The sequence below is a fragment of the Acinetobacter kookii genome, from assembly GCF_900096895.1.
GTDB classification, from domain to species: domain Bacteria; phylum Pseudomonadota; class Gammaproteobacteria; order Pseudomonadales; family Moraxellaceae; genus Acinetobacter; species Acinetobacter kookii.
This window is the reverse complement of sequence record NZ_FMYO01000005.1, coordinates 129,470-154,176: the sequence shown is the minus strand read 5'-3', so window position 1 is coordinate 154,176 and position 24,707 is coordinate 129,470. Positions and strand designations below refer to the sequence as shown.

General features: G+C 42.4%; 24 protein-coding genes. 15 read left to right on the top strand and 9 right to left on the bottom strand.

Features of this window, described 5'->3' with window-relative positions:
• Positions 1-60 precede the first annotated feature (60 nt).
• Positions 61-2,118, bottom strand: a complete 2,058-nt coding sequence (metG, locus tag BLP85_RS09315) for a methionine--tRNA ligase (protein WP_092819823.1) — start codon at positions 2,116-2,118, stop codon at positions 61-63.
• Positions 2,119-2,426: 308 nt separating this feature from the next.
• On the opposite strand from metG, the gene BLP85_RS09310 reads away from it, so the two are divergent.
• Together BLP85_RS09310 and BLP85_RS09305 are read left to right on the top strand one after the other, a co-directional pair.
• Complete coding sequence (locus tag BLP85_RS09310; RefSeq protein ID WP_092819822.1) at positions 2,427-3,134, top strand: hypothetical protein; 708 nt, start codon at positions 2,427-2,429, stop codon at positions 3,132-3,134.
• A gap of 269 nt (positions 3,135-3,403) precedes the next feature.
• Positions 3,404-4,207, top strand: a complete 804-nt coding sequence (locus BLP85_RS09305) for a hypothetical protein (protein WP_092819821.1) — start codon at positions 3,404-3,406, stop codon at positions 4,205-4,207.
• A 275-nt stretch (positions 4,208-4,482) separates the two neighbouring features.
• Here the strand turns inward: BLP85_RS09305 and BLP85_RS09300 are convergent, their stop codons facing one another.
• Positions 4,483-4,677: a hypothetical protein gene (locus BLP85_RS09300; RefSeq protein ID WP_092819820.1), complete on the bottom strand. Its 195-nt coding sequence runs from the start codon at positions 4,675-4,677 to the stop codon at positions 4,483-4,485.
• A 555-nt stretch (positions 4,678-5,232) separates the two neighbouring features.
• On the opposite strand from BLP85_RS09300, the gene sbmA reads away from it, so the two are divergent.
• The 3 genes from sbmA (at position 5,233) to BLP85_RS09285 (ending at position 8,939) form a co-directional block, all read left to right on the top strand.
• Positions 5,233-6,429, top strand: a complete 1,197-nt coding sequence (sbmA, locus tag BLP85_RS09295) for a peptide antibiotic transporter SbmA (protein WP_092819819.1) — start codon at positions 5,233-5,235, stop codon at positions 6,427-6,429.
• A 117-nt stretch (positions 6,430-6,546) separates the two neighbouring features.
• The gene (locus tag BLP85_RS09290; protein ID WP_092819818.1) at positions 6,547-7,617 is read left to right on the top strand and encodes a DUF1176 domain-containing protein; all 1,071 of its coding nucleotides are present in this window, start codon (positions 6,547-6,549) and stop codon (positions 7,615-7,617) included.
• 326 nt (positions 7,618-7,943) lie between these two features.
• Positions 7,944-8,939, top strand: a complete 996-nt coding sequence (locus BLP85_RS09285; protein WP_092819817.1) for a hypothetical protein — start codon at positions 7,944-7,946, stop codon at positions 8,937-8,939.
• A 92-nt stretch (positions 8,940-9,031) separates the two neighbouring features.
• Here the strand turns inward: BLP85_RS09285 and BLP85_RS09280 are convergent, their stop codons facing one another.
• Positions 9,032-9,610, bottom strand: coding sequence for a DJ-1/PfpI family protein (locus tag BLP85_RS09280; RefSeq protein ID WP_092819816.1), 579 nt, complete (start codon positions 9,608-9,610; stop codon positions 9,032-9,034).
• 234 nt (positions 9,611-9,844) lie between these two features.
• Here BLP85_RS09280 and BLP85_RS09275 point away from each other — a divergent pair, with 234 nt between their 5' ends.
• The 3 genes from BLP85_RS09275 (at position 9,845) to BLP85_RS09265 (ending at position 12,449) form a co-directional block, all read left to right on the top strand.
• Positions 9,845-10,369 (top strand): hypothetical protein, encoded by a 525-nt coding sequence (locus tag BLP85_RS09275; RefSeq protein ID WP_092819815.1) that lies wholly within the window; start codon positions 9,845-9,847, stop codon positions 10,367-10,369.
• A 77-nt stretch (positions 10,370-10,446) separates the two neighbouring features.
• Positions 10,447-10,842, top strand: a complete 396-nt coding sequence (locus tag BLP85_RS09270; protein WP_092819863.1) for a lysozyme inhibitor LprI family protein — start codon at positions 10,447-10,449, stop codon at positions 10,840-10,842.
• A 428-nt stretch (positions 10,843-11,270) separates the two neighbouring features.
• Entirely contained in the window at positions 11,271-12,449 is a 1,179-nt protein-coding gene (locus BLP85_RS09265) for a helix-hairpin-helix domain-containing protein (RefSeq protein WP_092819814.1), read from the top strand.
• A 98-nt stretch (positions 12,450-12,547) separates the two neighbouring features.
• Here the strand turns inward: BLP85_RS09265 and BLP85_RS09260 are convergent, their stop codons facing one another.
• The 4 genes from BLP85_RS09260 to gatC all read right to left on the bottom strand — a co-directional run bounded on the left by BLP85_RS09260 (position 12,548) and on the right by gatC (position 16,599).
• Positions 12,548-13,192 (bottom strand): hypothetical protein, encoded by a 645-nt coding sequence (locus BLP85_RS09260; protein ID WP_092819813.1) that lies wholly within the window; start codon positions 13,190-13,192, stop codon positions 12,548-12,550.
• Between the two features lie 86 nt (positions 13,193-13,278).
• Entirely contained in the window at positions 13,279-14,754 is a 1,476-nt protein-coding gene (gatB, locus tag BLP85_RS09255) for an Asp-tRNA(Asn)/Glu-tRNA(Gln) amidotransferase subunit GatB (RefSeq protein WP_092819812.1), read from the bottom strand.
• Positions 14,754-16,232: an Asp-tRNA(Asn)/Glu-tRNA(Gln) amidotransferase subunit GatA gene (gatA, locus tag BLP85_RS09250; protein WP_092819811.1), complete on the bottom strand. Its 1,479-nt coding sequence runs from the start codon at positions 16,230-16,232 to the stop codon at positions 14,754-14,756. Before gatA ends, gatB begins: the two co-directional genes overlap by 1 nt.
• Before the next feature lie 52 nt (positions 16,233-16,284).
• Positions 16,285-16,599 (bottom strand): Asp-tRNA(Asn)/Glu-tRNA(Gln) amidotransferase subunit GatC, encoded by a 315-nt coding sequence (gatC, locus tag BLP85_RS09245; protein WP_086174772.1) that lies wholly within the window; start codon positions 16,597-16,599, stop codon positions 16,285-16,287.
• Between the two features lie 132 nt (positions 16,600-16,731).
• On the opposite strand from gatC, the gene BLP85_RS09240 reads away from it, so the two are divergent.
• From BLP85_RS09240 to BLP85_RS14955, 6 genes are all read left to right on the top strand, one after another.
• Positions 16,732-17,778 (top strand): rod shape-determining protein, encoded by a 1,047-nt coding sequence (locus BLP85_RS09240; protein WP_092819810.1) that lies wholly within the window; start codon positions 16,732-16,734, stop codon positions 17,776-17,778.
• Between the two features lie 15 nt (positions 17,779-17,793).
• Positions 17,794-18,651, top strand: a complete 858-nt coding sequence (gene mreC / locus BLP85_RS09235; RefSeq protein WP_092819809.1) for a rod shape-determining protein MreC — start codon at positions 17,794-17,796, stop codon at positions 18,649-18,651.
• On the top strand, positions 18,638-19,129 hold the full coding sequence (gene mreD, locus BLP85_RS09230) for a rod shape-determining protein MreD (protein ID WP_092819808.1): 492 nt from the start codon (positions 18,638-18,640) through the stop codon (positions 19,127-19,129). Before mreC ends, mreD begins: the two co-directional genes overlap by 14 nt.
• Positions 19,117-19,683, top strand: a complete 567-nt coding sequence (locus BLP85_RS09225) for a Maf-like protein (RefSeq protein ID WP_092819807.1) — start codon at positions 19,117-19,119, stop codon at positions 19,681-19,683. The genes mreD and BLP85_RS09225 overlap by 13 nt, the downstream gene beginning before the upstream one ends.
• A gap of 42 nt (positions 19,684-19,725) precedes the next feature.
• A complete protein-coding gene (gene rng, locus BLP85_RS09220; protein WP_092819806.1) occupies positions 19,726-21,180 on the top strand; it encodes a ribonuclease G in 1,455 nt (484 codons plus the stop codon).
• Between the two features lie 134 nt (positions 21,181-21,314).
• The gene (locus BLP85_RS14955; protein ID WP_086196905.1) at positions 21,315-21,485 is read left to right on the top strand and encodes a PA1571 family protein; all 171 of its coding nucleotides are present in this window, start codon (positions 21,315-21,317) and stop codon (positions 21,483-21,485) included.
• A gap of 76 nt (positions 21,486-21,561) precedes the next feature.
• On the opposite strand, the gene BLP85_RS09210 is transcribed toward BLP85_RS14955, so the two are convergent.
• Both BLP85_RS09210 and BLP85_RS09205 read right to left on the bottom strand, forming a co-directional pair.
• The gene (locus BLP85_RS09210) at positions 21,562-22,947 is read right to left on the bottom strand and encodes a WS/DGAT/MGAT family O-acyltransferase (RefSeq protein ID WP_092819805.1); all 1,386 of its coding nucleotides are present in this window, start codon (positions 22,945-22,947) and stop codon (positions 21,562-21,564) included.
• Positions 22,948-23,117: 170 nt separating this feature from the next.
• Positions 23,118-23,849: a phosphoadenylyl-sulfate reductase gene (locus tag BLP85_RS09205; protein ID WP_092819804.1), complete on the bottom strand. Its 732-nt coding sequence runs from the start codon at positions 23,847-23,849 to the stop codon at positions 23,118-23,120.
• A 200-nt stretch (positions 23,850-24,049) separates the two neighbouring features.
• Here BLP85_RS09205 and thrH point away from each other — a divergent pair, with 200 nt between their 5' ends.
• On the top strand, positions 24,050-24,667 hold the full coding sequence (gene thrH / locus BLP85_RS09200) for a bifunctional phosphoserine phosphatase/homoserine phosphotransferase ThrH (RefSeq protein ID WP_086196902.1): 618 nt from the start codon (positions 24,050-24,052) through the stop codon (positions 24,665-24,667).
• The last annotated feature ends 40 nt before the right edge of the window (positions 24,668-24,707 follow it).

The window sequence follows — 24,707 nt, the reverse complement described above, 5'->3', positions numbered from 1 at the left end:
AAAAGTATTTGAATAAAATTTGAAATGAGCTCTAACAATGTGTTAAAGCTCATTTTAACATTAAGACACTTTATCACCCGGTTTAGCACCAGATTCAGGTGAAATCACCCAAACGCCATCGCCATTACCCGCAGCTAACACCATACCGTTAGAAATACCAAAACGCATCTTACGTGGTGCAAGGTTCGCCACCATTACTACCAGTTTACCTTTCAAGTTTTCCGGTTGGTAGAACTCACGAATACCGCTGAATACGTTACGTGGCTCAGCTTCACCGACATTTAAAGTCAATTGAAGTAGTTTGTCAGAACCTTCAACCGTAGAGGCTTCTAAAACTTCTGCTACACGCAGGTCAACCTTCATAAAGTCTTCGATGCCAATAATTTCAGCTTCACCCACTTTAGGCTCAGCTTTCTTTTCTACCTTCTTCTCTTTTTTCTTTTCAGCTTTTGGTGCTTCAGCAGGGGCAGCTAAAGAATCTTTAGAAGCATCGACCATTGCCGCCACAGCTTTCGGGTCCACCCGTTGCATTAAAGGTTGGAACAATGCAATTTCATGACCGACCAGAATTGTTTCACGAGAAGCGAAATCGAAAGCATCTAACTGCAAGAAGGCTTGAACCTGTTCAGCCAAAGTCGGCAATACAGGAGCCAGATAAACCGCCAATTGACGGAACAGGTTAATACCCACTGAACATACATCATGAACCTGTTGTTCTTCACCTTCAATTTTCGCCAGTGCCCAAGGCTTTTTCTCATCAATGTACTGGTTGGCTTTGTCGGCAAGCGCCATGATTTCACGAATCGCCGCAGAGAATTCACGCGCTTCATACTGAGATGCAATTGAAGCACCCGCATCAATAAAGCTTTGCACCAGTTCAGGCTCTGCACAGGTTGCACTTAACTTGTTGTCAAACTTGGTGTTGATAAATTTTGCACAGCGGCTGGCAATGTTGACTACTTTACCGACCAGGTCAGAGTTTACTTTCTGAACGAAATCATCAAGATTCAAGTCAGAATCTTCAACTTTGTCAGAAAGTTTAGATGCAAAGTAGTAACGCAGGTATTCAGGGTTCAAATGCTGTAAATAGGTTTCAGCTTTAATGAAGGTACCGCGAGATTTCGACATCTTCTGACCATTTACAGTCAGGAAACCATTTACAAATAAGCCTGATGGCGTACGGTAGTTTGCACCTTCAAGCATTGCAGGCCAGAACAGTGCATGGAAGTAAACAATGTCTTTACCAATGAAGTGATAGACTTCATTTTCAGAATCTTTTTTCCAGTAATCGTCAAAGTTTAAATCAGGACGCTTGGTTTTTACATAGTTTTCAAAACTTGACATATAGCCAATTGGCGCATCGACCCAAACGTAGAAATATTTGTTTGGCGCATCCGGAATTTCAAAACCGAAGTAAGGCGCATCACGAGAAATATCCCAGTCCGACAAACCTGCTTCAAACCATTCATCCAGCTTGTTGGCAATCGACACAGGCAGACGGCCTTCATCACGGGTCCATTTTTGCAGGTATTCACCAAAGTTAGGCAGCTTGAAGAAGTAGTGATCTGAAGATTTCTCGACAGGCGTCGCACCGCTTAACGTTGATTTCGGATTGAGTAATTCTGTTGCGTTGTAGGTTGTACCGCAGACTTCACATGAATCGCCGTATTGATCTTCCGCTTTACATTTCGGGCATGTACCTTTAATGAAACGATCCGACAAGAACATGCCTTTTTCAGGGTCGAATAATTGCGTTACAGGACGAACAGCAATGTTGCCTGCTTCACGGTTTTTAATATAAATCTCAGATGCACGAGCCTGGTTTTCAGCACTGTTGGTTGAATCGTAGTGGTCAAAGTCCACTTTAAACCCGGCAAAGTCACGCTCATGTTCTTTTTGTACATTGGCGATTTGCGCTTCAGGCGAAATACCGTTGGCTTCTGCACGTAGCATGATGGCTGTACCGTGAGCATCATCCGCGCAGACATAAGTCACGTCATGACCCATTGCACGCATCGCACGTACCCATATATCAGCCTGGATATAACCGAGTAAGTGACCCATATGAATCGGGCCATTGGCGTAAGGAAGGGCATTGGTGACTAGGATTTTACGCACGGATTCACTCTCTCATTCGTATTCATTATGCAATGGGCCATAATTTTACATGATGCAGAGGGGATTACAAAGAAATGCTTTAGCTGAAGCGCAATGAATAAAGCGACCTGAATTTTCAAATACAGCATTCGGTATCATCCGATGCGCGACGATTAAACAATTGACCGAGGTAAGTTAACGCTACTTTCTGCAATCAATAGCAACAACATGTACAGGCTTTGTTGCAGTTTACTTAATTCGTCCGTTTGGGTGCATGCTTTGTGCTAAAAAATTGTCTGATCATTTTATGACACCTCAGGAGGGTACTCATGACTCAGAATAACCAGACAAGTACTTCGAAGCAAAACTCAGATAAAGAACAACATGCACGAGAACTGAATGAGCAAGTGGAAAAAGAGCAAAAGCAGAACGAGATCGATAAAAAGCATAATCAGGAAGTTCTAGAAGCCCAGAAGCACAATACTGATGAAAAGTCCGAAGCTAGGCAAGGCACTCAGCCAGGTGGCGAACATGCAGACCAGAAAGATAATTCTAATCAAGCTCAGTCTGGCAAGTTAGATCAAAAAACTGAAAGCATTAAGATGGATGACTTAAAAGCCAAGGCAATCGCGATTGGTGAGGATCTACTGAAAAAAGCCGAAAAGATTCTGAATGAGCTAAAAAATGGCAAGTCAGACAGTCAGCAAACTGGTGAACAGGGTTCGGGTGACACGAAAAAGGCGAAAGCGGATTATACATCGAAAGATAAATCGGCAAATCAGTCAGATCAGCAGGACCGTATGGCACATTTCAAAGATGAGGCCTTGCATAAGTTTGAAGACACCAAACAGAAGATTACGGAGTTGGTCAATGAAGCCTCTGTCAAACTGGGAGAACTGAGACAGATGGCGACAGACACAATGAGTAAAATGAAAGGTGAAGATCAATCTCAGTCAGGTGAGCCGAAAAAGCAGGATCAAGATAAAACCGATCAATCTGAGCAAAACAAGCCTGACCAAAATAAAAATCATCAATAATGGTTTGAGCTTTAAAGATACTTCAGTCAGGCCAGGGTTGAAGGGGGGAGAGCGGCCGAAAAATTTAAGATTGTTCAGATGCCATCAAAACATGCTCCATCTGCATATTGGGAATCTCTAAATCAGGCACACTGTTCTTGAGCGTCTATGACCTTGATTGAATCTCGATTGCGGTTCCATCAAGGTCAGTATTTATTTTATAGCGCTATCTGCTGTATTGAATACCTGTGATAATGGGCACTTAAAGCAATCTGCCAAGAGTAAAGACCATGATTGACCAGGATGATTTTGATTACGACCCACCTGTAACGTGTATTCAGCAAAATCAGCAGAATAAAGTGCAAATGGGCAATCAAATCTTGAAAGAAGCCGAACAGTATCTGGAAGAGATCTCGGCAGATGAGCATGCACTTTTAATCAACACCCTATTGGGCTTTGCAGAGCAAGATGCTTACTTCCAAATCTTGGCAGATGAACTTGATCAACCGATTGGGGCGAAAGTGGCCAATGATGCTTTAAACCTGATGCACTTTTGGCCTGCTATTCACCAGTTTGAAGATTTAGAACAATTTAATTTACTTGACATTATTAACAGCGAACATTTCCAAACCCAAATGCTTAAAGCTTTTGACGCTTTAGATATTGATGAAAATATCAAAGCGAAGCGCCGTCTTGTGTTGCTTGAAAGTTTTAAAATGTACAAACTCGGCTTCTATAGTGGTTGCATTCCAAATGTTTATGCACAACTAGAAGGCATCTTGACCGATGTCCTAATTGAGGCGGGTTTTTTAAAACAAAATGCAACCAGGTTTGTGGATCTTTATAAAATTGTTCCAGGCTTAAAGGGCAATGAAATAAAAAGCTTGTGGCACAAATCTAAAATTGCGACTGAAATGAATCCGTACTTTGCTGAACTTGCCGCTTATAAAAAGGATAGCAGTTCAACCGTGAGCATGACTCGGCATAACATTCTGCATGGTACCGATCTGAATCATTTTAATCAGGGACGCAGTTTTGTTTTGTTTATCTGGCTGTTTTCTGCGCTGAGTTTTATGGGAACGCTTAAGTATTGAACAAGCTGATCTAAACCATATTCGGCTTAAAGCTGCTGGGTTTGGGTGAGCTTATATACTGGATGGGCTGGAGATAGAGGGAACTTTTAACGTTCACAACAGATAAAGTATGTATCTCTTTTCTATGGTTTTGATCAGCAGGGGTGCTGTTCAGCCAAATTTTATTGTTGTTTATGGCACATCGAAATTCTCGAACTTGAGTTTAGGGGAGTTATACTCAAGTTCGAGGATTCCGTAGCCAAATTTTCTAAATCAATATAAAAATCCAATGAAATTTATAGCTCACGCCAGACTGTATTTTCATCTCGCAAAGAAACAGTAAAGTTAAAATTTGAATCGTCTGATACCAGCAGACTGGTCGGTGTTTGCATAACGACTTTTAAAATAGTGCCTTGTTCAAAAACCAGCGGATTGCAGTTTTCTTTTTCCAAGGTTACGGGTTTTAATAATTCGATGATTAATTTTTCCATTTCACTTCCCCTGTTTATTAGAAATTAAATTAATTATACCATAAATTGGTAAATATTTAACCAATTTTATCAGTTTTGCGAGTTAAATCAAAAACAAACGGATAAAAATCATTATGCAGTCGACATACTGAAGAAGTAAATGAGAAGGGATTAAAGTTTATATTTTGATTTATCTTCCATTTTTGAACATTTCCATAAAATTTTTAGGGATTTAATAGCTGGATTATTTTTAAGAAAATTTTAATTTAGCCCCTCTAAGCTGAGTCAAAATGTGGCAAAAAGTCATCAGTGCTGTGTTGAATGTAGGATGTCGCAGATTTTAAGCTGAACTGAATGATTAAGACATCATCACAGGGCGAATGAACCCTACCATTTCCTGATTAAGGTATCAGCCAAAGACATTGATTTCATCTGAAAAAACATTTCACAAACAGTGTATAAGTTGCTACAAAGATGAAAAGACGAGAATAATAGCCGCTTCACCCATCCGTCTTAAATGGGCCGGGTGGTTGATTGGCAAGTTTGAAACTAAAAATAAAGGAATAGCTTGAGCGAATGTTTAAATCTTTTTTTCCTGACCCGAAGTGGTTCTTTTCATCGTTGGTACTCTGGTTTGTCATCAATATTGCACTATGGTATTCCGGCGGAAGTGGCTGGGGAACATTTTTAGGCTTTGCACCGGGTTATGCAACAGCAGAATTACCGATAGGGGTAAGCCGCTTTTGGTCACCTTCATTTTTATGGTTCTATCTGTGGTTCATGGTTTCAACCGTTATTTTTGCCCTGTTCTGGCGCTTAAAATCCAGCAATCCATGGCAGGGCTGGTCGGTCTGGGGCTCGGCTTTTATTCTGTTTAACATCTGGTTTGCCGTACAGGTGAATGTGGTGGTGAATGCCTGGTACAGCCCATTTTATGACCTGATTCAGAAAATGCTGAGCAGTGGCGGTGGCAATGTCAATTTACTCTACAGTGAGACCTTGACCTTCCTCTATGTCGCGATGGTCTATGTGACCATTGCCGTGTTTAACCTGTTCTTTGTCAGCCATTATGTATTCCGTTGGCGTACGGCCATGAATGACTATTACACTGCGCATTGGGAACAGTTACGTCATATTGAAGGGGCTTCGCAGCGTATTCAGGAAGATACCATGCGTTTTGCCAAAACTACCGAGAGTTTGGGGGTGAGTTTCATTCAAGCCTTAATGACGCTCATGGCATTTTTACCGGTGTTATTACAGTTGTCATCGCACGTCAAACAGCTGCCGGTGATTGGTGAAATTCCATATGCGCTGGTTTGGGCTGCCATTAGCTGGGCAGTGCTGGGTACCGTGGTGTTGATGGTCGTCGGGTATAAATTGCCGGGTCTGGAATTTAACAACCAGAAGGTTGAAGCTGCCTACCGGAAAGAACTGGTTTACGGTGAAGACTATGCCGATCGTGCCGATCCACTGACCCTAAAAGAACTGTTCAGCCGCGTGCGTTTTAATTATTTCCGCCTGTATTTTCATTATGCCTATTTCAACATGGTGCGCATCTGGTACATGCAACTGGACAATCTGTATGGCCTGTTTGTGCTGTTTCCCAGTATTGCCGCAGGGGCGATTACCTTAGGCCTTATGATGCAGATTGCCAATGTCTTTGGCAAGGTACGCGAGTCATTCCAGTATTTAATCGAATCTTGGCCGACCATTATCGAATTGCTTTCAATTTATAAGCGTTTAAGGGCATTTGAATCAACTTTGCATAAATAATGAAGAATCAAATTGAGCAACAGAACCCGCATGATGCGGGTTTTTTATAACGCTTTATATTTCACAATCATGAAAATGCTGAAGTATAGTAATTAAAAAGGGAAGGGGCAGAAAAAAATGAAAAGGTTTTATGCGTGGACTTCGCTTTGCTGTCTGGCCGTGACCAGTCCTCTAACATTTGCCAAAGAAATTCAAGGCATGTCTTTTTCTCATCAGGATTGGGAAGTGTATTGCAGTAATACCGGCACCTGTCGGGCAGCAGGCTATCAGGATGATTATCTGCAAAGCATGCCCGCCACAATCTTGTTGACCCGTAAAGCTGGAGCAAAACAAACCGTACAAGGGACATTTGCCTTATCCAGTTTTGATCAAGCCTTAGATAACAAGAAACTGAATAATTTAAACTTTTTTATCAATAATCAGGATTATGGCCGAGTCAGGATTAACATTTCAGAGCAACTGCTCACAGGAGCGCTAAATAGAAAACAGCTCAATGCACTGTTACAACAGACCCGGAAAAAAGCGAACATCGTATTTAAAAATGCCTATTACACCTGGCAGGTTTCTGATGCAGGCATGACGGCTTCATTATTGAAAATGGATGATTTTCAACAACGTATGGGTACGGTAGGTGCTTTGGTCAACCCCGGAACTGCAGATGAGTCGAAAGTATTGGCAGCACAGCCCAAATTAGTGGTCAATAAAGTAAAAACCGCAGCAAAACCTTATTTAACACTACAGCCCAATAGCAGACAGTACCAAAACCTGCATAAGTTACTCATGGCTGCCCGGCCGACACAGTCAGATGTAGCTGAATTTTGTGAAGGCATTTATGATGGAGAGGGTGCCAAACCACAAGCGATTGAACTCTATAAGCTTACCAATAACAAAGTTATAGCTACCACCCTATGCTGGCGCGGAGCCTACAATGAAGGCTATGGGGCTTGGGTAATGAATCAATCTTTAACAGGCAAAGCCAGCTTTGTGACCGAATCTGCATCGGGTTTTGCAGCAGGCGAAATCAGCAGTGCACAAAAGGGTCGTGGTATTGGTGATTGCTGGAAGATGAGCGAATGGATTTGGCAGGGACAAGCTTTCGTTCAAACTGTAGATCGCTGGTCTGGCATGTGTAAAGGTTTTGCCGGTGGTGCCTGGGATCTTGATTTAATTGAAGCCGTGGTGAAATAACCCATTTCATTTTTGCTTTTGAGTACGCCAGCTGGCTATTTATATAAAAGATTAAATTTACATCAGGTCATGATGGAAATTGCCGAATAGCATCAGGGATAACTAAAGCTTCACCAATCATACAAAGTTTCAAATTGGCTAAAAAGTGTTATCTCCTTCAGATTTCAGTGCTGAAACTTTTAAAAGATTGGCAGTTATTTTGCTTTTTCAGATAAAAATGTATCCTGTAAATCAGTGGGAATTAATAATAAAATCAAGGTAGTGTATTTGTGATTTCCCGGATTTTCATATATTTTCTTAATGACAGCATCAGTGAGCATTAATACGTGAATTTCAAAACATTCATCTTGATTGGCGGAGTGGGCATCACTTTACATGGCTGTACCAGTTTTAATGCTTTGAGCTCAGATGATTCCGCTAAAAATTATGCTTCAGCACAGGAAATGATCGTTCAAAAAAATATTAACCAATCGAATGGACATGCCAAAGAATATGTCTATTCATGGGGAGCAAAACAGAATGACAAAGAGCCGCAATCTTTATATCCAAGAAAATATTTAAACAATTACTGTTCTGCCAAGCAGGGCAAATTCACGCTGCTCTATAAGAGCTCCATGACTCTGGTGAAGGATGCATCGGATAAAAAGCGTTTATCTGCATCTGGCAATGTCAAACAAGGCATAGGTGCCTACAAGTGCGTACAAAATAATGGGCAAAGCTGGATTGCGTCTATTGAGCCGGTGGCTGAACGTAAACTCAATGATGGGCGTGATACGCGTGTCGTCAGTTTGCAGACCAGGCTGATGTCTGCGGATGAAGCCAAAAAGTTTTATAAAAATATCCGTGTGACTACAAATGTTGCAGATAAAAAAAACAGTTCCAATGATCAGGGCAATAAAAAAGCGCTGAACAAGTCTGTGCCTCAACAAGAGGCTGAAGCTAAAAAAGAAACGGAACTGAAAAAAGAAACCAAGCCTGCAGCAGAGTTACCTGAAAAACAGCCGCTAAAAGTGGTGGAAAGTCCGCAACAGCAGCAGGTGAAATTTTACGTCGCTGCACGCCGTGATTTAAATAGCGGTAAAAATCAGGTGGCTGCCTGTAATAATGCACAGCGGGCCTATAATTATGGCAAATTGCAGGGAACGGAGGGAACCCGGGTCTATACTGAATCGGGGATGCTGGTGGCGCGCTGTTTAACCAGTGTGCCAAGTTATAGCAACCGCTTTTCTAATTCTAAAGCTCAAGCAAGGCGGGTCTTGCAAAATTTAGCCGTGAATTATAATCACAGTGGGGCGAAAAATATGCTTAGGCAGATGAAGTAAAAAGCTATTTTGCTCATCTTCATCAGTGCCACGTTCCATCATCATGCGATGGAACGTGAATGTTGAAATTTTCAAATCCTAACGCGGCAGCATTACAGCTGAATCGTTGCACCCAAGGCTTTCACAAATTGCGCCATCCAGGCAGGGTGCGCAGGCCAAGCCGGCGCAGTCACCAGATGTCCGTCGGTGACTGCTTCAGTCACGGCAATATCTGCATATAAACCACCTGCAAGTTTCACTTCCGCTGCACATGCAGGGTAAGCAGAACAGGTTTTACCTTGAAGTACATCGGCAGCTGCTAAAAGCTGTGCACCGTGACATACGGCTGCAATCGGTTTTTGAACAGCATCAAATTCACGCACAATTTCCACCACACGTGCATTCATGCGCAGGTATTCAGGTGCACGCCCACCCGGAATGACCAGTCCTACATAATCTTCGGTATTGACCGAGTCAAAGTCATAATTGATGGCAAAGTTATGACCACGCTTTTCACTGTAGGTTTGCTCGCCCTCAAAGTCATGAATGGCTGTGGCGATGCTGTCGCCGGCTTTTTTATCCGGACAGACTGCATGTACGGTATAGCCCAGGCCTGTTAAAAACTGGAATGGCACCATAGTTTCGTAGTCTTCGGCATAGTCGCCCACCAGCATCAATATTTGTTTAGCCATGATTTTTCCCTCTGTTCAGATATGATTTATATAAAGTTTTATTTTCATTTACCATAGCATAAGCAGAGGTCATTTTTAAGGATGAGGTGGCTTTCTTTAGTCGAAGCCGGAAACTCTTCAAATTGTCAGCTGGATAGACAAGCTGAAAAAGAAGTTTGATTTTACATAGCCATAACAGGCTGCACCCGGCAATTTATGATAAAAAGACAGCAGTTCAAAATGGAAGTTTGCTTTATGTTTTACTCTATTTTCACCCCCTTGGGGCGTCGCTTTGCTCGAATCGGTTGTTCTGCTTTGATGGCAACTGCGGTTATGGGAACAACACAAGTTGCAATGGCCGGACCAACGGTGGATCAGCTGAGTAACTGTCTGGTGAAATCCACCACGGCAGCAGATAAAACAACGGTATTGCAATGGACCTTTGTTGCGTTATCTGCACATCCGGAATTGAAGAAATTCAGTAATGTGAATGAAGAGCAGAGAACCCAGCTGGATAAAAATTTAGCTCAGGTCTTACAGCGTATATTGGTAGATCAATGTGCGAGCCAGACCAAAGCTGTCATTGCGGCGGAGGGTGTACAAGCGGTGGGCGATAGTTTTCAGGAGCTTGGACAGATTACCGGTGAGGAAATTTTAGAAAATCCTGAAGTAGAAAGTCAGCTCAAAGGTGTGCTGCGCTATGTGGATTTAAATAAACTGGTGGTCACTTTCTTGACACCGGATTTGTGGAATAAGTTGGGTGAGTTAAGAGGGAAATAACTGATTTAATGCATGCGTTGCAGGGTTTAATTATGGTATTTATTATGAATAACATAAATGAAAAAATAGGGGTTGTTATGTTCAAACGCACTGCTTTATTGGGTTTCAGTATGTTGATACTTTCTCCTACACTGTACGCAGGGGACAATGATTTGAGTCGGCAATACTCAAATTGTATGGATCGTTCAGATGGCGTTACTGTAAATATGCTGGATTGTATTACAGCCGAAACAGATCGCCAAGATACACGGTTAAATAATGCCTATAAACAGACGATGGCCTCGCTGAATGCAAACCGTAAAAAACAGCTTCAAGAGGTTCAGCGTCTCTGGATTCGCTATCGTGATGCCAATTGCGATTTTTATGCCGACCCGAATGGCGGGACGATTGCAACTGTAAATAGCAACAGTTGCTACATGGAATCGACCGCGGAACGTGCGACTGAACTAGAAAATTTAAGAGAAGAGTATTAATTTTTAAAAATCCTCTCCCTAGCCCTCCTCCTTTCTTGCGCTTCATTTTAAAGCAGTACTTTAAAACTTGCTCAGGAGAGGGAACCCCGCGTATCCAATAGACTACGTGACAAAGTCTCCCTTTTCTAAAGGGAGATTTAGAGGGATTAAATTGATAATGAAAGCTCCTTCTCCCACTGGGAGAAGGCGGGGGATGAGGGTATTAGTCATGCATAAAAAATGACTTTGACAGTTGAACACGTCCTAGGTCTTCGAGTTTGGCGATAGAGGATATTTTTTTGATGGTCATGTTATTTTGGTGTGAGATATTTGGGGTGATTGTAAGGTTAAATTTTCTATTCAAAAATTAGCATTTTATGCAGATAAGAAATTAATTTCAGATTATATTATTGAGTGTTTAGCTTTTGAAAAATTAAGGTTTTTGAGCAATGTATAAGAAAGAAGAAGCGTTAAGAATTGTTGAAGAAGGGCTCAAAGAATTAGAGTCACAGAAAGGAAGTATAACTGTTGCTGTACAAAAACTCTCTAGAGCTTCGAACTTGCTAGAAGAAAAAAATTATTATATTTGGGCTGAAATTGAACTTGGTAATGAAAAATATATTGAACCTTTAAAAGAATTAGTTTCGAAGATTTTGGATGAAGCTCAGCATGGCAAAAGTATTAACCTAAGTGATCAAACTTATAAAGATCTGCTAGAGACACTGACGAAAGTTGATATTGATATCAAATTTCTCTGCACAACCAATTTTTTGCTCCAAAAAACTAATTCTGGTACTGGTGGGCTTAATAAATCGATTCATCATCTTGAAGAGCATTTACCATATCTCAAAAAGCATGGTAATGATAAAACCTTGTACTTGAATAATGTTCAAGAGAGATTAGCTTATGTTAAAGGTAAGTGTCATAAGTATTTGACTGATTTATATAATAGATTGAAATTTTCAGGTACAGTTGCTTCGGGCTTTGATCTCTTAAAAAATGCCGTAGATGACAAATTACTTGATCTGGATCCTGAGATCGCTGAACAACTCATGTTAGCGTTTAGATCAGTTTCATCTGATTCTAAAGAAGAATGGTCTCAGGCTTTAGCAACATGTAGGCGCTTATTAGAAAGCTTAGCAGATATATTATATCCTCCTACAGATGAAAATATTAATGGTCGTACTTTTAAGCAAAATCAGTATATAAACCGAATTTGGAGATTTATGGATGTCGCTATTGAATCTAAAAGCAATAAAGATATGGCTAAAGCGCATTTAGATTATTTAGGGAGTTGGATGGCTGCTGATTACACATTAACATGTAAAGGTGTGCATACAGAAGTATCGCAACTTGAAGCGACGAAAGCTATTTTTCATATTTATTTAATGCTTGCAGACCTTTTAGAGTATTTAAATATTGATCCTCAAAATAGAACAACGCAACCATTAATTACAGAGGTTTCGTTGGATGAAATCGAAGCATTACTTAATGTAAAAAGAGATGTAGCTAAAGCAATTATAGTGGCAAGAGTCAAAAATAAAGGCTTAACGCTTAAGCAACTATCAGAAGTACAAGGTGTAGGTTCAAAGACAATTGAAAAAGCAAAAGAAGTTTTTACATTTTGAGTTGGAAAACCCGTCCAATGACGGGTTTTCTTTTTCAAAAAAATCATATTAACCAATCAATTTCTTCATCAATTCATTGATTTAAGAATATGGCGGATTTATGAAGCCAAATCTATAGTAAGATCTGTTTCTATTTTTTGTTGAGCTTGAATACTTTCTTGAGCATTATTTATTATATTAAGAAATTTTAAAGCTTCTCCCATGTCATCAGCTTTATTCAGTGAAAAAATAGCACAAATGAAAGAGGCTATTCCTATGAGTGGGTCAAACCAACTAACACTAGACAGATTAATAATATCTAGACATAAAAAGCCAGAGAAAAAAGCCATTAAATAATAGATAAAATAAAGGAATATTTTTGTTAGAACACAAATATACCAATTTTTTGAAAAGGTCATTTGATCATTTTTTAGGGTTATTTTGATATACCTGTTTCCCCAATGATAGTGGTCGGTAAGTATGTCAAACTTAACTAGCCTTTGTTCATGTAAATTAATAATGTAATCTATTACTTCAGCACTGATTCTTGGTGTTCGTGTCAAATTTTGTGCAGCTTTATCTCTCAAAAGTATAGGTAACTCAGAACTTGTATTTTTATAAAATTTTTCAAAATATTCTGTGAAATTTTCTAGGTCATCTTTAAATTTTTTACGTTTGTGTTGATGAATAATGTGTAAGGTGACAGGTATAGAACATACTGTGACTACAGCAGATAGAATTGGAAGAACTGAACTAATTTCCATAAGCTTCTTATTGGTTATTTTGTTTTATTAGTATACAAAAAAGCCCCGATAAATCGAGGCTTTTTAAATCAAATTAAAAGGTTAAATCAACCAATCAATTTCTTCATCAACTCATTTACTTGTGCAGGGTTGGCTTTACCTTTCGCTGCTTTCATCACTTGACCAACAAGACCGTTAAAGGCTTTCTCTTTACCAGATTTATACTCTTCAACCATCTTCTCGTTGGCAGCAAGCACTTCCTTAATAATCGCTTCAATTGCGCCTGTATCAGTTTCCTGTTTCAAGCCTTTTTCAGCAATAATCTCGTCCGCAGTTTTGCCTTCTTCCCACATAAAGCCGAACACTTGCTTCGCAATCTTGCCGTTAATCGTGTTGTCCACAATACGTGCAATCATGCCGCCAAGTTTTTCAGCGGAAACAGGAGAGTCAACCAAATCCAGACCTGCTTTGTTTAACGCACCTGAGAATTCGCCCATCACCCAGTTTGCAGCAATCTTACCTTGCGCAGCACCTCCAGCAGCTTTAACCACTTCTTCATAAAACTCTGACATTTCACGGGTAAGCGTTAAAACGTGCGCATCGTACTCAGTCACACCGAAGTCCGCTACAAAACGCGCACGACGTGCAGCAGGAAGCTCAGGCATGGTCGCTTTAATCGCTTCGATTTGCTCGTCGGCAATGATCACAGGCAACAAGTCTGGGTCAGGGAAGTAGCGGTAATCGTTCGCTTCTTCTTTAGAACGCATAGAACGCGTTTCCATCTTCACAGGGTCGAACAAACGAGTTTCCTGATCAATGGTGCCGTCCCATTCCAGGATTTCCATTTGACGTTCAATTTCTACGTTAATCGCTTGTTCAATGAAACGGAATGAGTTCAGGTTTTTCAGTTCACAACGTGTACCGAATGGTTGACCCGGACGACGTAAAGACACGTTACAGTCGGCACGGAACGAACCTTCTGCCATGTTACCATCAGAAATGCCTAACCAGCGTACCAGCGTGTGAATTGCCTTAATGTAGGCAACCGCTTCTTCAACTGAGCGCATATCTGGTTCAGATACGATTTCAAGTAATGGAGTACCTGCACGGTTTAAGTCGATGCCTGACATACCTTCAAACTGGTCGTGAATCGATTTACCGGCATCTTCCTCAAGGTGCGCACGTGTTACCCCAATGCGTTTGGTGGTGCCATCTTCAAGCTGGATGTCGATATGACCCAAGCCCACAATCGGGTTGTCCATCTGGCTAATCTGGTAGCCTTTAGGCGAGTCCGGGTAGAAGTAGTTTTTACGTGCAAATACAGATGCCTGGTCGATGTAAGCATCAATACCCAAACCAAAACGAATCGCTAAATCCACTACTTCTTTGTTCAGTACTGGCAATACGCCCGGCATGGCTAAATCAACCAGACTTGCCTGAGTGTTTGGATCATTACCAAATTCGGTTGATGAACCCGAGAAGATCTTAGATTTCGTCGCCAGCTGAGTATGAATCTCGATACCAATGACAACTTCCCAACCATCAATCAGGTTTGACTTAGGTTTTGCATTGTTCTTCGCCATTATGCATTCTCCTCAGCAATTGCAGCGCGTTTTGTATGCCAATCGGTTGCTTGTTGATACTGGTGTACCACAGACAGCAATTGCGATTCTGACCAGTAGTTACCAATCAGCTGTAAGCCAACTGGCAGGTTGTCTTTGTCAAAACCAACAGGCGCGTTAATCGCAGGAAGACCTGCAAGGTTTACCGCGATGGTGTAGATGTCACCCAGGTACATTTCAACTGGGCTTAAGTTTGCACCGATCCGGTATGCAGTGGTTGGCGCAGAAGGCGCGGCAATCACATCGACAGATTCGAATGCTTTGAGGAAGTCTTGCTGGATTAAACGACGTACTTTTTGTGCTTTTACGTAGTAGGCATCGTAATAACCTGCAGACAGGGCATAAGTACCAATCAGGATACGGCGTTGCACTTCAGCACCGAAACCTTCTGAACGTGAACGCTTGTAGAGGTCCATCAAGTCCACTGGGTTTTCACAGCGGTAGCCATAACGCACGCCGTCATAACGTGACAGGTTTGAAGATGCTTCAGCAGGGGCAATCAGGTAATAGGTCGGCACGTAGCTTTCTGTCATGTTGAGATCAATCTCAACCAACACAGCGCCCATTTCTTCTAACTTTTTCAATGATTCTTCAACACGTGCTTTGACGTCGGCATCTAAGCCGGCAACGTTAAAGTATTGCTTTGGAATACCAATGCGTAAACCTTTAACTGAGGTAGCATTCAGGTTTGCCACATAATCATCAACGTCTTTTTCTACAGAGGTTGAGTCTTTCGCGTCATGACCTGCCATCACGTTCATCAAGTAAGCACAGTCTTCCGCCGAACGCGCCATTGGACCGCCTTGGTCTAAAGATGAGGCATAGGCAATCATACCGAAACGAGACACACGGCCATAGGTCGGTTTAAGACCAGTCAAACCACAGAATGAAGCCGGTTGACGGATCGAACCGCCGGTATCAGTACCAGTGGCAAAAGGAGCCAAATCTGCTGCAACCACCGCTGCAGAACCACCAGAAGAACCACCTGGAACGTGATCCAGTGCCCACGGGTTTTTGGTCGCGCCAAAATAAGATGACTCAGAGGTTGAACCCATGGCGAATTCGTCCATGTTCACTTTACCTAAAGTGACTAAGCCCGCAGCTTTACCTTTCGCTACAACGGTAGCGTCGTAAGGAGAGATAAAATTGTCCAGCATTTTGGAACCGGCAGTGGTTTTAATGCCTTGGGTACAGAAAATATCTTTATGCGCAATTGGCACACCGGTCAATGCTGTGGCGTTGCCGGCCTTGATTGCTGCATCTGCGGCGTCGGCTTGGGCCAATGCCTGCTCGGCGGTTACGGTCACATAAGATTGTACTTGGGCATCGATTTTTTCAATGCGTTTTAAATAATGTTCAGTCAATTCGCGAGACGAAAATTTAGCCCCAGCTAAACCTTCGGAAAGTTCACGAATCGATAAGCGATGTAAATCTGTCATGAGAAATATTTCTTTACGTTTAATTTAATAAAATGATTTAACTGAATAAAGATTATTCAATCACGCGCGGAACAAGGTACAAGCCATCTTGGGTTGCTGGTGCAACAGCTTGATATTCTTCACGATGATTTTCTTCAGAAACCACGTCTTCACGTAAGGGCTGTGGATGGTCAAATGGACTTTTAAGCGGCTCAACATTTTCAGTGTCAATGCCTTTTAGGGTTTCCATCATGCCTAAAATTTTATTTAGACTTTGAGCATATTCAGCAGATTGCGTATCATTTAGCGACAATCGGGCCAGATGTGCGATTGCTGAAACTGTTTTTGCATTTAAATCTGCAGAATGCTGTGCATCCGATGTAGACATAATATTACCTAATCAGTATTAAAAAAATTCAAAATATCGTGCGTTATAATAAGCGATTGACTTGTCCAAATCATCACATTTAGTTAAAGTTGCCACCTTGCGTCCACATAAAGTTTAATCGAGAACGTCTCCGTGATTCTAAAAAGACTAATTGGCTTGTTTTCGCCCGATCTAGCCATTGATTTAGGTACAGCAAATACACTTATTTATGCACCAGGACGAGGCATTATATTAAATGAACCGACGGTTGTGGCCATCCGTCACAGCGGTTCACAGAAAATCGTTGCCGCGGTTGGTCTTGATGCTAAACAAATGCTTGGTCGTACACCTGCAAATATTTCTGCAATCCGTCCGATGAAGGATGGGGTGATTGCTGATTTCGAAGTGACCGAAACCATGTTGAACCAGTTTATTGGTAAAGTACATGAAAAGCGTCTATTCCCGCCTGCACCGCGTGTTGTGGTGTGCGTGCCGTGCAAATCGACCTTGGTTGAGCGCCGTGCCATCCGTGAAGCGGTATTCAATGCTGGCGCACGTGATGTCCGCTTGATTGAAGAGCCAATGGCTGCTGCAATTGGTGCCGGTATGCCGGTTGAACAGGCATGTGGTTCAATGGTGGTCGATGTGGGCGGTGGTACCACTGAAATTGCTATCATTTCATTACAGGGCTGTGTTTATGCAGACTCGCTACGTATTGGCGGTGATGTATTTGATGAACAGATCATCAATTATGTACGTAAAGCGCATGGTTGCGTGATTGGTGAAACCACTGCCGAAGTGATTAAAAAAGAAGTGGGTATGGCTCTTCCTGATGAAGGTGCCAAATCACTCGAAATCGAAGTGCGTGGCCGTAACCTGGCTGAAGGTGTACCTCGTGCCATCACGGTGACTTCAGACGAAATTACCCAGGCGATTTCCGATCCATTACAAAATATTGTGTCTGCGGTTAAATCTGCCCTTGAACAAACCCCGCCAGAACTGTCTTCTGACATTGCAGAGCGTGGTATTGTGCTGACCGGTGGTGGCGCATTGCTGCGCAACCTCGACAAGCTGCTTGCACAAGAAACCGGTCTACCTGTGGTTGTGGCTGAAGATCCGTTGACTTGCGTGACTCGTGGTGGTGGCAAGGTTCTGGAGTTCTTCGACAATCCAAATCACGACATGTTATTTGTAGGCTAAGTTAGGGACCAGGCGGTGCAAACACAACTGTTTTCCAGACAACCGCCATCTTTTCGCTCATTTATCATTGCGGTGATCACATGTCTGGTTGTGCTGTTTTTTAACTGGCGCATGCCTCAGGTGATTCAGCCCGCACGTGATGTCTTGTATGCGGCATATAATCCGATTTATGCCCTCGCAAGTTATCCGGTGTTGTCGCGAGAATGGCTCAATCAACAAACCAAGTCTGAAGCCCAGTTACGTCGTGAAAATACTGCGATGCAAGCCGAGTTGTTGCAGGCTCAGGTTCGTCTGCAAAAATTATCTGAACTTTCTGCCGAAAATACCCGTTTAAGAGGTCTGCTGGATACACCTTTGATTATTGATGGGCGCATGGAAATTGCAGAAGTCATCGGTACCGATGCAGATCCTTTACGGCATATTATTGTGATTAACCGTGGTTCCAGTAGTCAGCTCAAGGTCGGTCAAACCGTACTGGACGATAAAGGGATTATGGGGCAAATCATCAATGTCAATTCGCATAGTAGCCGTATTATGTTGCTGTCCGATAAAGAGCACTCGCTCTCTGTGCGTTTAGAACATACCGGGATGCGTGCCATTGTATCGGGTACAGGTGATTTAGGTCATTTGAAGATGGAATATGTTCCGACCAGTGCCAATGTCAAGGTCGGTGAAAAAGTCTATAGCTCAGGTCTGGGGGCGCATTTCCCGGCAGGCTATCTGGTCGGTACGGTGTCCAAAGTCAACCGGCACAATTCGGGTGAGTTTGCCCAGATTGAGGTCATTCCAGCCGCGCAACTGGCCGGTGGACATCATGTGGTGGTGCTGTTTTCCGATTCATTAGCGATGGAGCAGCCGCATGCCACTCGCTAAATTACGTGCCGAAACCAATCGTGATCCTTTAATTGCCATTATTGTTTCAGTCATTGTCTGTTCGGTGCTGATGGTTTATCCATTGTCTTATGCCGTGTCAGGTGCACGTCCCTTATTCATGTTGCTGCTCATGCTGTTTTGGGTGATGTGCCAGCCTACCTGGTGCGGAATCTGGTTTGCCTTTGCCACCGGCATGTTCACCGACCTGCTAGTGGATGCCCCTTTAGGCATGAATGCGCTAAGTTTTGTGTTGATTACCTTTATTGTCCGGTTTTTAACCCGTGAGCGCCGTATCATGACTTTTGGCAATCTCTGGGTGATCAGCTTCCTGGCCGTGCTGGCACATTTATTTTTGACCTGGATTTTGCAAATTATGGGCGGCTTGCAGTTCTCCCTTACCCGGCACTGGCAGCCTTTATTGAGCAGTGTGCTGGTTTTCCCGGTCATGTACTTTATGCTAAAAAAATGGCGCGTTTAATTCTGGCTTCGAGTTCTCCACGGCGCCGGGAACTATTGCAACAATTGGGTCTAGATTTTGAGATTTATAGTCCGGATATCGATGAATCTGTTCTTGACGGAGAAGATGTTGCCGCCTATGTCGAACGTTTAGCCTGCAGCAAGGCTCAAGCTGTGTTGGAGCGATTTCCGGATGCCATCGTCATCGCCGCTGACACCAGTTTGGGGGTGGATGATCAAATTTTAGGTAAACCTGAATCAAAACAACATGCTTTTGAAATGTGGCAGCGCATTTCCGGGCGCAAGCATGATGTGTTTTCAGGTGTTTGTGTGCGTACAAGAAAAGAAAAATCAAGTATAGTGGTACGGACGCAGGTTGAGTTTCAAAAATTAAGTCTCAATGATATGGAAAGTTATTGGGCAACCGGGGAGCCCTTAGGCAAAGCGGGTGGTTATGCCATTCAAGGTATCGCATCGCGTTATATTCCCCGTATAGAAGGCAGTTATAGCAATGTCGTGGGTTTGCCTTTACACGAAACCGCACAGTTATTACAGGCAGTTAAAGCACTAAATTAACTGACCTCAAAAAAGAATTTTTATAATGTTTTGAGTTTTATTATGTCTGACGAGTTGTTGATTAACGTCACACCTATGGAATGTCGTGTGGCTTTAATCCAGAACGGCACGGTCAATGAATTATTTGTTGAGCGTACGGTGAAGCGTGGATTGGTGGGCAATATTTATAAAGGTAAAGTGGTGCGTGTACTTCCGGGTATGCAGGCTGCTTTTGTCGATATTGGTCTTTCTCGAACCGCTTTTCTACATATCAATGATATGGTCTGGCCCCGTAATCAACCAACCCCCAATGTTTTTGAACTGCTTCAGCCCGGTCAAATTCTCACGGTGCAAGTGATGAAGGATATGCTCGGGACCAAAGGTGCCCGTCTTTCTACCGATCTTTCCATTCCTTCACGCTATCTGGTACTGATGCCTTATGGTCATCATATCGGTGTATCACAACGCATTGAATCTGAAGAAGAGCGAGATCGATTACGTTCAATGATCGAACGGATTCAAAGCGAGCATAAATTACCCGGCAGCGTCATTGTCCGTACCGCGGCAGAGGGGATTCCTGAAGCTGAAATTGCGCAGGATATGGCGTATTTGGCCAAGCTTTGGGAATTTATTCAACGCAAGCAAAAAAGCATTGCCGTCCCTTCATTGATTTTTGAAGAACTGCCGCTGCCACAGCGGGTCATTCGTGATTTGGCCAATGAAGATACTTCTAAAATTTCTGTCGATTCACGCGAAATACATGCCAAGTTGCAAGAATTTGTGCAAGAGTTTGTGCCGAGCATGCAAGACCGGCTGGTTCATTATCCGGGTGAACGTCCTATTTTTGACTTATATAATGTTGAAGAAGATATTCAGAAGGCCCTGCAAACACGCGTAGCACTGAAGTCGGGTGGCTATCTGATGATCGACCAGACCGAAGCCATGACTACCATAGATGTCAATACCGGTTCCTATGTTGGCGGTCGGACTTTAGAAGACACTGTATTTAAAACCAATATGGAAGCGACACAGGTCATTGCTCGTCAGCTGCGCTTACGCAATTTGGGTGGCATTATCATTATTGACTTCATTGATATGCAGGAAGCCCAGCATCGTGAAGAGGTGATGAGCCAGTTTGAGCGTATGCTGGAACGTGATCATGCCAAAACCAAAATCACCCAGGTTTCGGAACTGGGTCTGGTGGAAATGACCCGGAAACGTACCCGTGAATCTTTAGAACACTTATTATGTGAATCGTGTCCAACTTGTCAGGGGCGTGGCTATGTCAAAACGGCAGAGACAGTGTGTTACGAAATTTTTCGGGAAATTTTGAGATATGCACGTGCTTTTGAATCTAAAAGTGGTTTTACCGTGGTTGCACATCCTTCGGTGATTGACCGATTGTTAACAGCGGAAGCACCTGCTGTGGCTGATTTGGAGCACTTTATAGGGCGTATCATCAAATTCCAGGTGGAAAATCTATATACGCAAGAGCAATACGATATCATTCTGAGCTGAAATTGTAACAGAATATCGTTAAACACTTGTTACATCTGAAATTTTACTTTTTAAGCTGAATTTTGAATACTAGTCGTACACAGTAGCCAAAGCCAAAATCTCCCAGTTTTGGCTTAGCAAAAAAGAGGTATGACATGAGTATAAGCCAAGTAGCAGTTCAACAAAATACGAAAGTTACAGATAATAAAATGAGCCAAAACGGTTATATCGTCAATGAGCAGGGTAAAGAAGTTCAAATTACAGCTGCCATGATTCATTCAGTTTGCCATCAACTATTAAATCAATGTCGCGCAATTAAAAATTAATCTCATGCAAAGATAAAATAAAGGGGCCTTTGAAAGGCCCCTTTATTAATTTACTATTCACTTTTTGAAATGGCGGCTAACTCACCGCTCTCAACTTCTTTGGCGGAATATCTTGTCCTACAATCTCTTCAAAGCGCTGAATTTCATCTTCCAGGTGTGTGAGCAGGTTTTGCATCTTCGGTAAGGCATTGCGACAACCAGTTAAACCCACCTCCAACTTATCCAGATAGCTGGTCATGGTAATGTTGAGCGCCTGTCCATCCAGCACAATCGAAGCTGGATACAGGGCATCCAGCTTTGCCCCATTCCAGTAGAGCGGTTCACGTGGCCCGGGCACGTTAGAAATCACAATATTGAACGCTTGGCGTTTTGGCATCATTCCCGAGACAATATTTAAACCAGCTGCACCGTAAACTAATGCGCTATAGTTTAAAATTTGATTTGAATTCATGCGTTTGAACCGCTGCTTGGCATTTAACACACTACGGCGAATAATTTGCAGGCGTTCTAAAGGTGTATCTTTATGCGTACCCAGATTAGCCAAAATCATGGTAATACGATTTGAAACCTCAGAATCATCATCACGAATTGAAGCCGGAACCATAGCAATCAGCGGTTTTTTCGGCAATGCGTGATGACTGATCAAATACTCACGCAGTGCGCCAGAACAGATGGCCAAGACTACATCATTGATGGTGACACCCAGTGCTTTTGCAATTTTGCTTAAGCGGCCCAATTCAAAGGATTGTGCGGCAAAACGGCGTGATGAACTGACTCGTTGATTTAAAATACTGCTGGGTGCCTGGAAACTTGAAACATAGTCAGGATTGCGTCCCATATCTTTAAAAATCGTCTGGGATAATTCATACATGACTTTTGGCGTTGCTTCCAATTGATCCTTTAAAGTTCCCATGATTTTTTTTATGCGGCTCTTTGGGGGATTTTTAATACGTTTCGCGCGAGGACCTTCAACACACCAGAGTGGCACAATACTTTTGGCATTTGGATCTTGCGACAGGGATTTTTCAACTAGACGCATACCGGCAATACCATCGACCATAGCATGATGAATTTTAAAGTACATGGCAAAGCGGTTGCCTTCAATCCCTTCAATAATGTTACAGGTCCAGAGCGGTTTGGCACGATCAAGCAGTGCGCTATGTTCTTGTGAAATATAAGTGAGCAATTCACGGATTCGACCGGGATGAGGAAGTGCAATGTGGCGGAAATGATGGTCTAAATCAAATTCTTGGTCTTCATCCCAGAAGAGGCCATTGAGTTTATTATTAAAAGGTGTAACAGGAAGACATTTGGATTTACGAATATCAGCAACGAGGTCTTGAATGAAGGTCTCAGGCGCATTGTCGGGAATTTGAAACAGGAACAGCCCACCGACATGCATCGGTTGCTGACGTTTTTCCAGCGACAGGAAAATAAAGTCAATTGGGTGTAATGGACGCATAGCGTTGAATGCCTCACTGCAATTTTATGGCTGTTCTTATATAAACAGGCTTGTTAGAATTATATGAAAAGGTGTTTTTAGTATATCTTTTTTCAAAAAGAAATGAACTGCTTTATGTGTAATCATAAGTTAAAAAAAATCACTGAATAACAGTGATTTTTTTTAAAATATTATTTTAAATTTCCTGCATGTAATCCGCATTCTTTATGGGTCGCTTCCTCCCACCACCAGCGGCCTTCACGTTCGTGTTGATTCGGTAATACTGGGCGGGTGCAGGGTTCACAGCCAATCGAAATAAAACCACGTTCATGCAGCGGATTATACGGAATTTCCATCATGCGGATATAGTTCCATACGTCGGAACTTGACCAGTTTGCCAGGGGGTTATATTTAATCAGTTGTTTTCCTGGACCGGAAAAACCGGCATCGGCCTGAACGACTGGAATTGTATTGCGGGTACCTGGACTTTGATCTTTACGTTGACCGGTAATCCAGCCGTCTAATGTCGCCAGCTTTTTACGTAAGGGTTGAACTTTACGGATACCGCAACATTCCTGATGACCATCCTGATAGAAGCTAAAGAAACCTTTTTCAGTCACCAGTTTTTGCATCGTTTCTGTTTCAGGGAAGCAGATTTCGATTTCAATATTATAGTGTTTACGAACTTGGTCGATAAACTGATAGGTTTCTGGATGCAAGCGACCGGTATCGAGACTGAAGACACGAAAAGGTTTGCCCAAATGAGAAGCCATATCAATTAAAACCACATCTTCAGCACCCGAAAATGAAATGGCAATTTCACCTTCTTGACTTAAAGCAAGTTCCAGAATCTCGCTGGGAGATTTGTCGGCATATTCAGATGCAAGTGCATCAACAAGGTCAATGGTAGGGATTGGAGTCATGACAGTTCCTGGCGTATAGGCTTGGACACTTAAAAACCTATATTAATTTAATTCACAATGATTCTAATAGAATTGAAATAAGCTGCTTAGCACTAAAAAATAAATGCTTATGAATAAAATAGATTTAAAAAACAGCCCCTGAAATATCTATTTTTAAGCTATCATAACGCAAAATTTTTTCACTGACATTGGGAGAACCCATGGAAATCGTATGTCTTGATCTTGAAGGGGTGCTGGTTCCGGAAATTTGGATTAACTTTGCCAAAAAAACAGGAATTAAAGCATTGGAAGCCACTACACGTGATATTCCAGACTACGATGTGTTAATGACGCAGCGCCTGAATATCTTAAAAGAACACGGTTTGGGCTTAAACGATATTCAGGAAGTAATTGCAGAGATGGGACCTTTCCCGGGGGCAAAAGAATTTGTGAAATGGGTCAGCACTCATTTTCAATTGATTATTCTTTCAGATACGTTCTATGAGTTTGCTCATCCTTTAATGAAGCAACTGGATTGGCCAACCATTTTCTGTCACAAGTTAGAAACGGATGAAAATGGCATGATCACCGCTTATAAACTTCGTCAGCCAGATCAAAAGCGCCAGGCCGTTAAAGCACTGCACGGTTTGAACTTCCGTGTGATTGCAGCAGGCGATTCTTATAACGACACCACAATGCTGGGCGAAGCAGACCACGGGTTCTTGTTTGATGCACCGGAAAATGTCATTGCGGAATTCCCACAGTTTCCACCGATTCACGGGTATGATGCATTAAAAGAAGCGATTCGTAATGCTTCAGTGCGTAATATTCCAGCTTAAATCCTTATATTTATATAAGTAAAAAAGGCGTACCATCGGG

Coding starts and splice junctions, on each gene's coding strand:
- BLP85_RS09305 (WP_092819821.1), top strand. CDS start 3,404: ATGATTGACCAGGATGATTTTGATTACGACCCACCTGTAACGTGTATT.
- rng (WP_092819806.1), top strand. CDS start 19,726: ATGTCTGACGAGTTGTTGATTAACGTCACACCTATGGAATGTCGTGTG.
- BLP85_RS09300 (WP_092819820.1), bottom strand. CDS start 4,677: ATGGAAAAATTAATCATCGAATTATTAAAACCCGTAACCTTGGAAAAA.
- mreD (WP_092819808.1), top strand. CDS start 18,638: ATGCCACTCGCTAAATTACGTGCCGAAACCAATCGTGATCCTTTAATT.
- BLP85_RS09265 (WP_092819814.1), top strand. CDS start 11,271: ATGTATAAGAAAGAAGAAGCGTTAAGAATTGTTGAAGAAGGGCTCAAA.
- BLP85_RS09275 (WP_092819815.1), top strand. CDS start 9,845: ATGTTTTACTCTATTTTCACCCCCTTGGGGCGTCGCTTTGCTCGAATC.
- gatA (WP_092819811.1), bottom strand. CDS start 16,232: ATGACAGATTTACATCGCTTATCGATTCGTGAACTTTCCGAAGGTTTA.
- BLP85_RS09260 (WP_092819813.1), bottom strand. CDS start 13,192: ATGGAAATTAGTTCAGTTCTTCCAATTCTATCTGCTGTAGTCACAGTA.
- BLP85_RS09280 (WP_092819816.1), bottom strand. CDS start 9,610: ATGGCTAAACAAATATTGATGCTGGTGGGCGACTATGCCGAAGACTAC.
- gatC (WP_086174772.1), bottom strand. CDS start 16,599: ATGTCTACATCGGATGCACAGCATTCTGCAGATTTAAATGCAAAAACA.
- BLP85_RS09270 (WP_092819863.1), top strand. CDS start 10,447: ATGTTCAAACGCACTGCTTTATTGGGTTTCAGTATGTTGATACTTTCT.
- BLP85_RS09225 (WP_092819807.1), top strand. CDS start 19,117: ATGGCGCGTTTAATTCTGGCTTCGAGTTCTCCACGGCGCCGGGAACTA.
- BLP85_RS14955 (WP_086196905.1), top strand. CDS start 21,315: ATGAGTATAAGCCAAGTAGCAGTTCAACAAAATACGAAAGTTACAGAT.
- gatB (WP_092819812.1), bottom strand. CDS start 14,754: ATGGCGAAGAACAATGCAAAACCTAAGTCAAACCTGATTGATGGTTGG.
- BLP85_RS09210 (WP_092819805.1), bottom strand. CDS start 22,947: ATGCGTCCATTACACCCAATTGACTTTATTTTCCTGTCGCTGGAAAAA.
- sbmA (WP_092819819.1), top strand. CDS start 5,233: ATGTTTAAATCTTTTTTTCCTGACCCGAAGTGGTTCTTTTCATCGTTG.
- BLP85_RS09290 (WP_092819818.1), top strand. CDS start 6,547: ATGAAAAGGTTTTATGCGTGGACTTCGCTTTGCTGTCTGGCCGTGACC.
- BLP85_RS09310 (WP_092819822.1), top strand. CDS start 2,427: ATGACTCAGAATAACCAGACAAGTACTTCGAAGCAAAACTCAGATAAA.
- thrH (WP_086196902.1), top strand. CDS start 24,050: ATGGAAATCGTATGTCTTGATCTTGAAGGGGTGCTGGTTCCGGAAATT.
- BLP85_RS09205 (WP_092819804.1), bottom strand. CDS start 23,849: ATGACTCCAATCCCTACCATTGACCTTGTTGATGCACTTGCATCTGAA.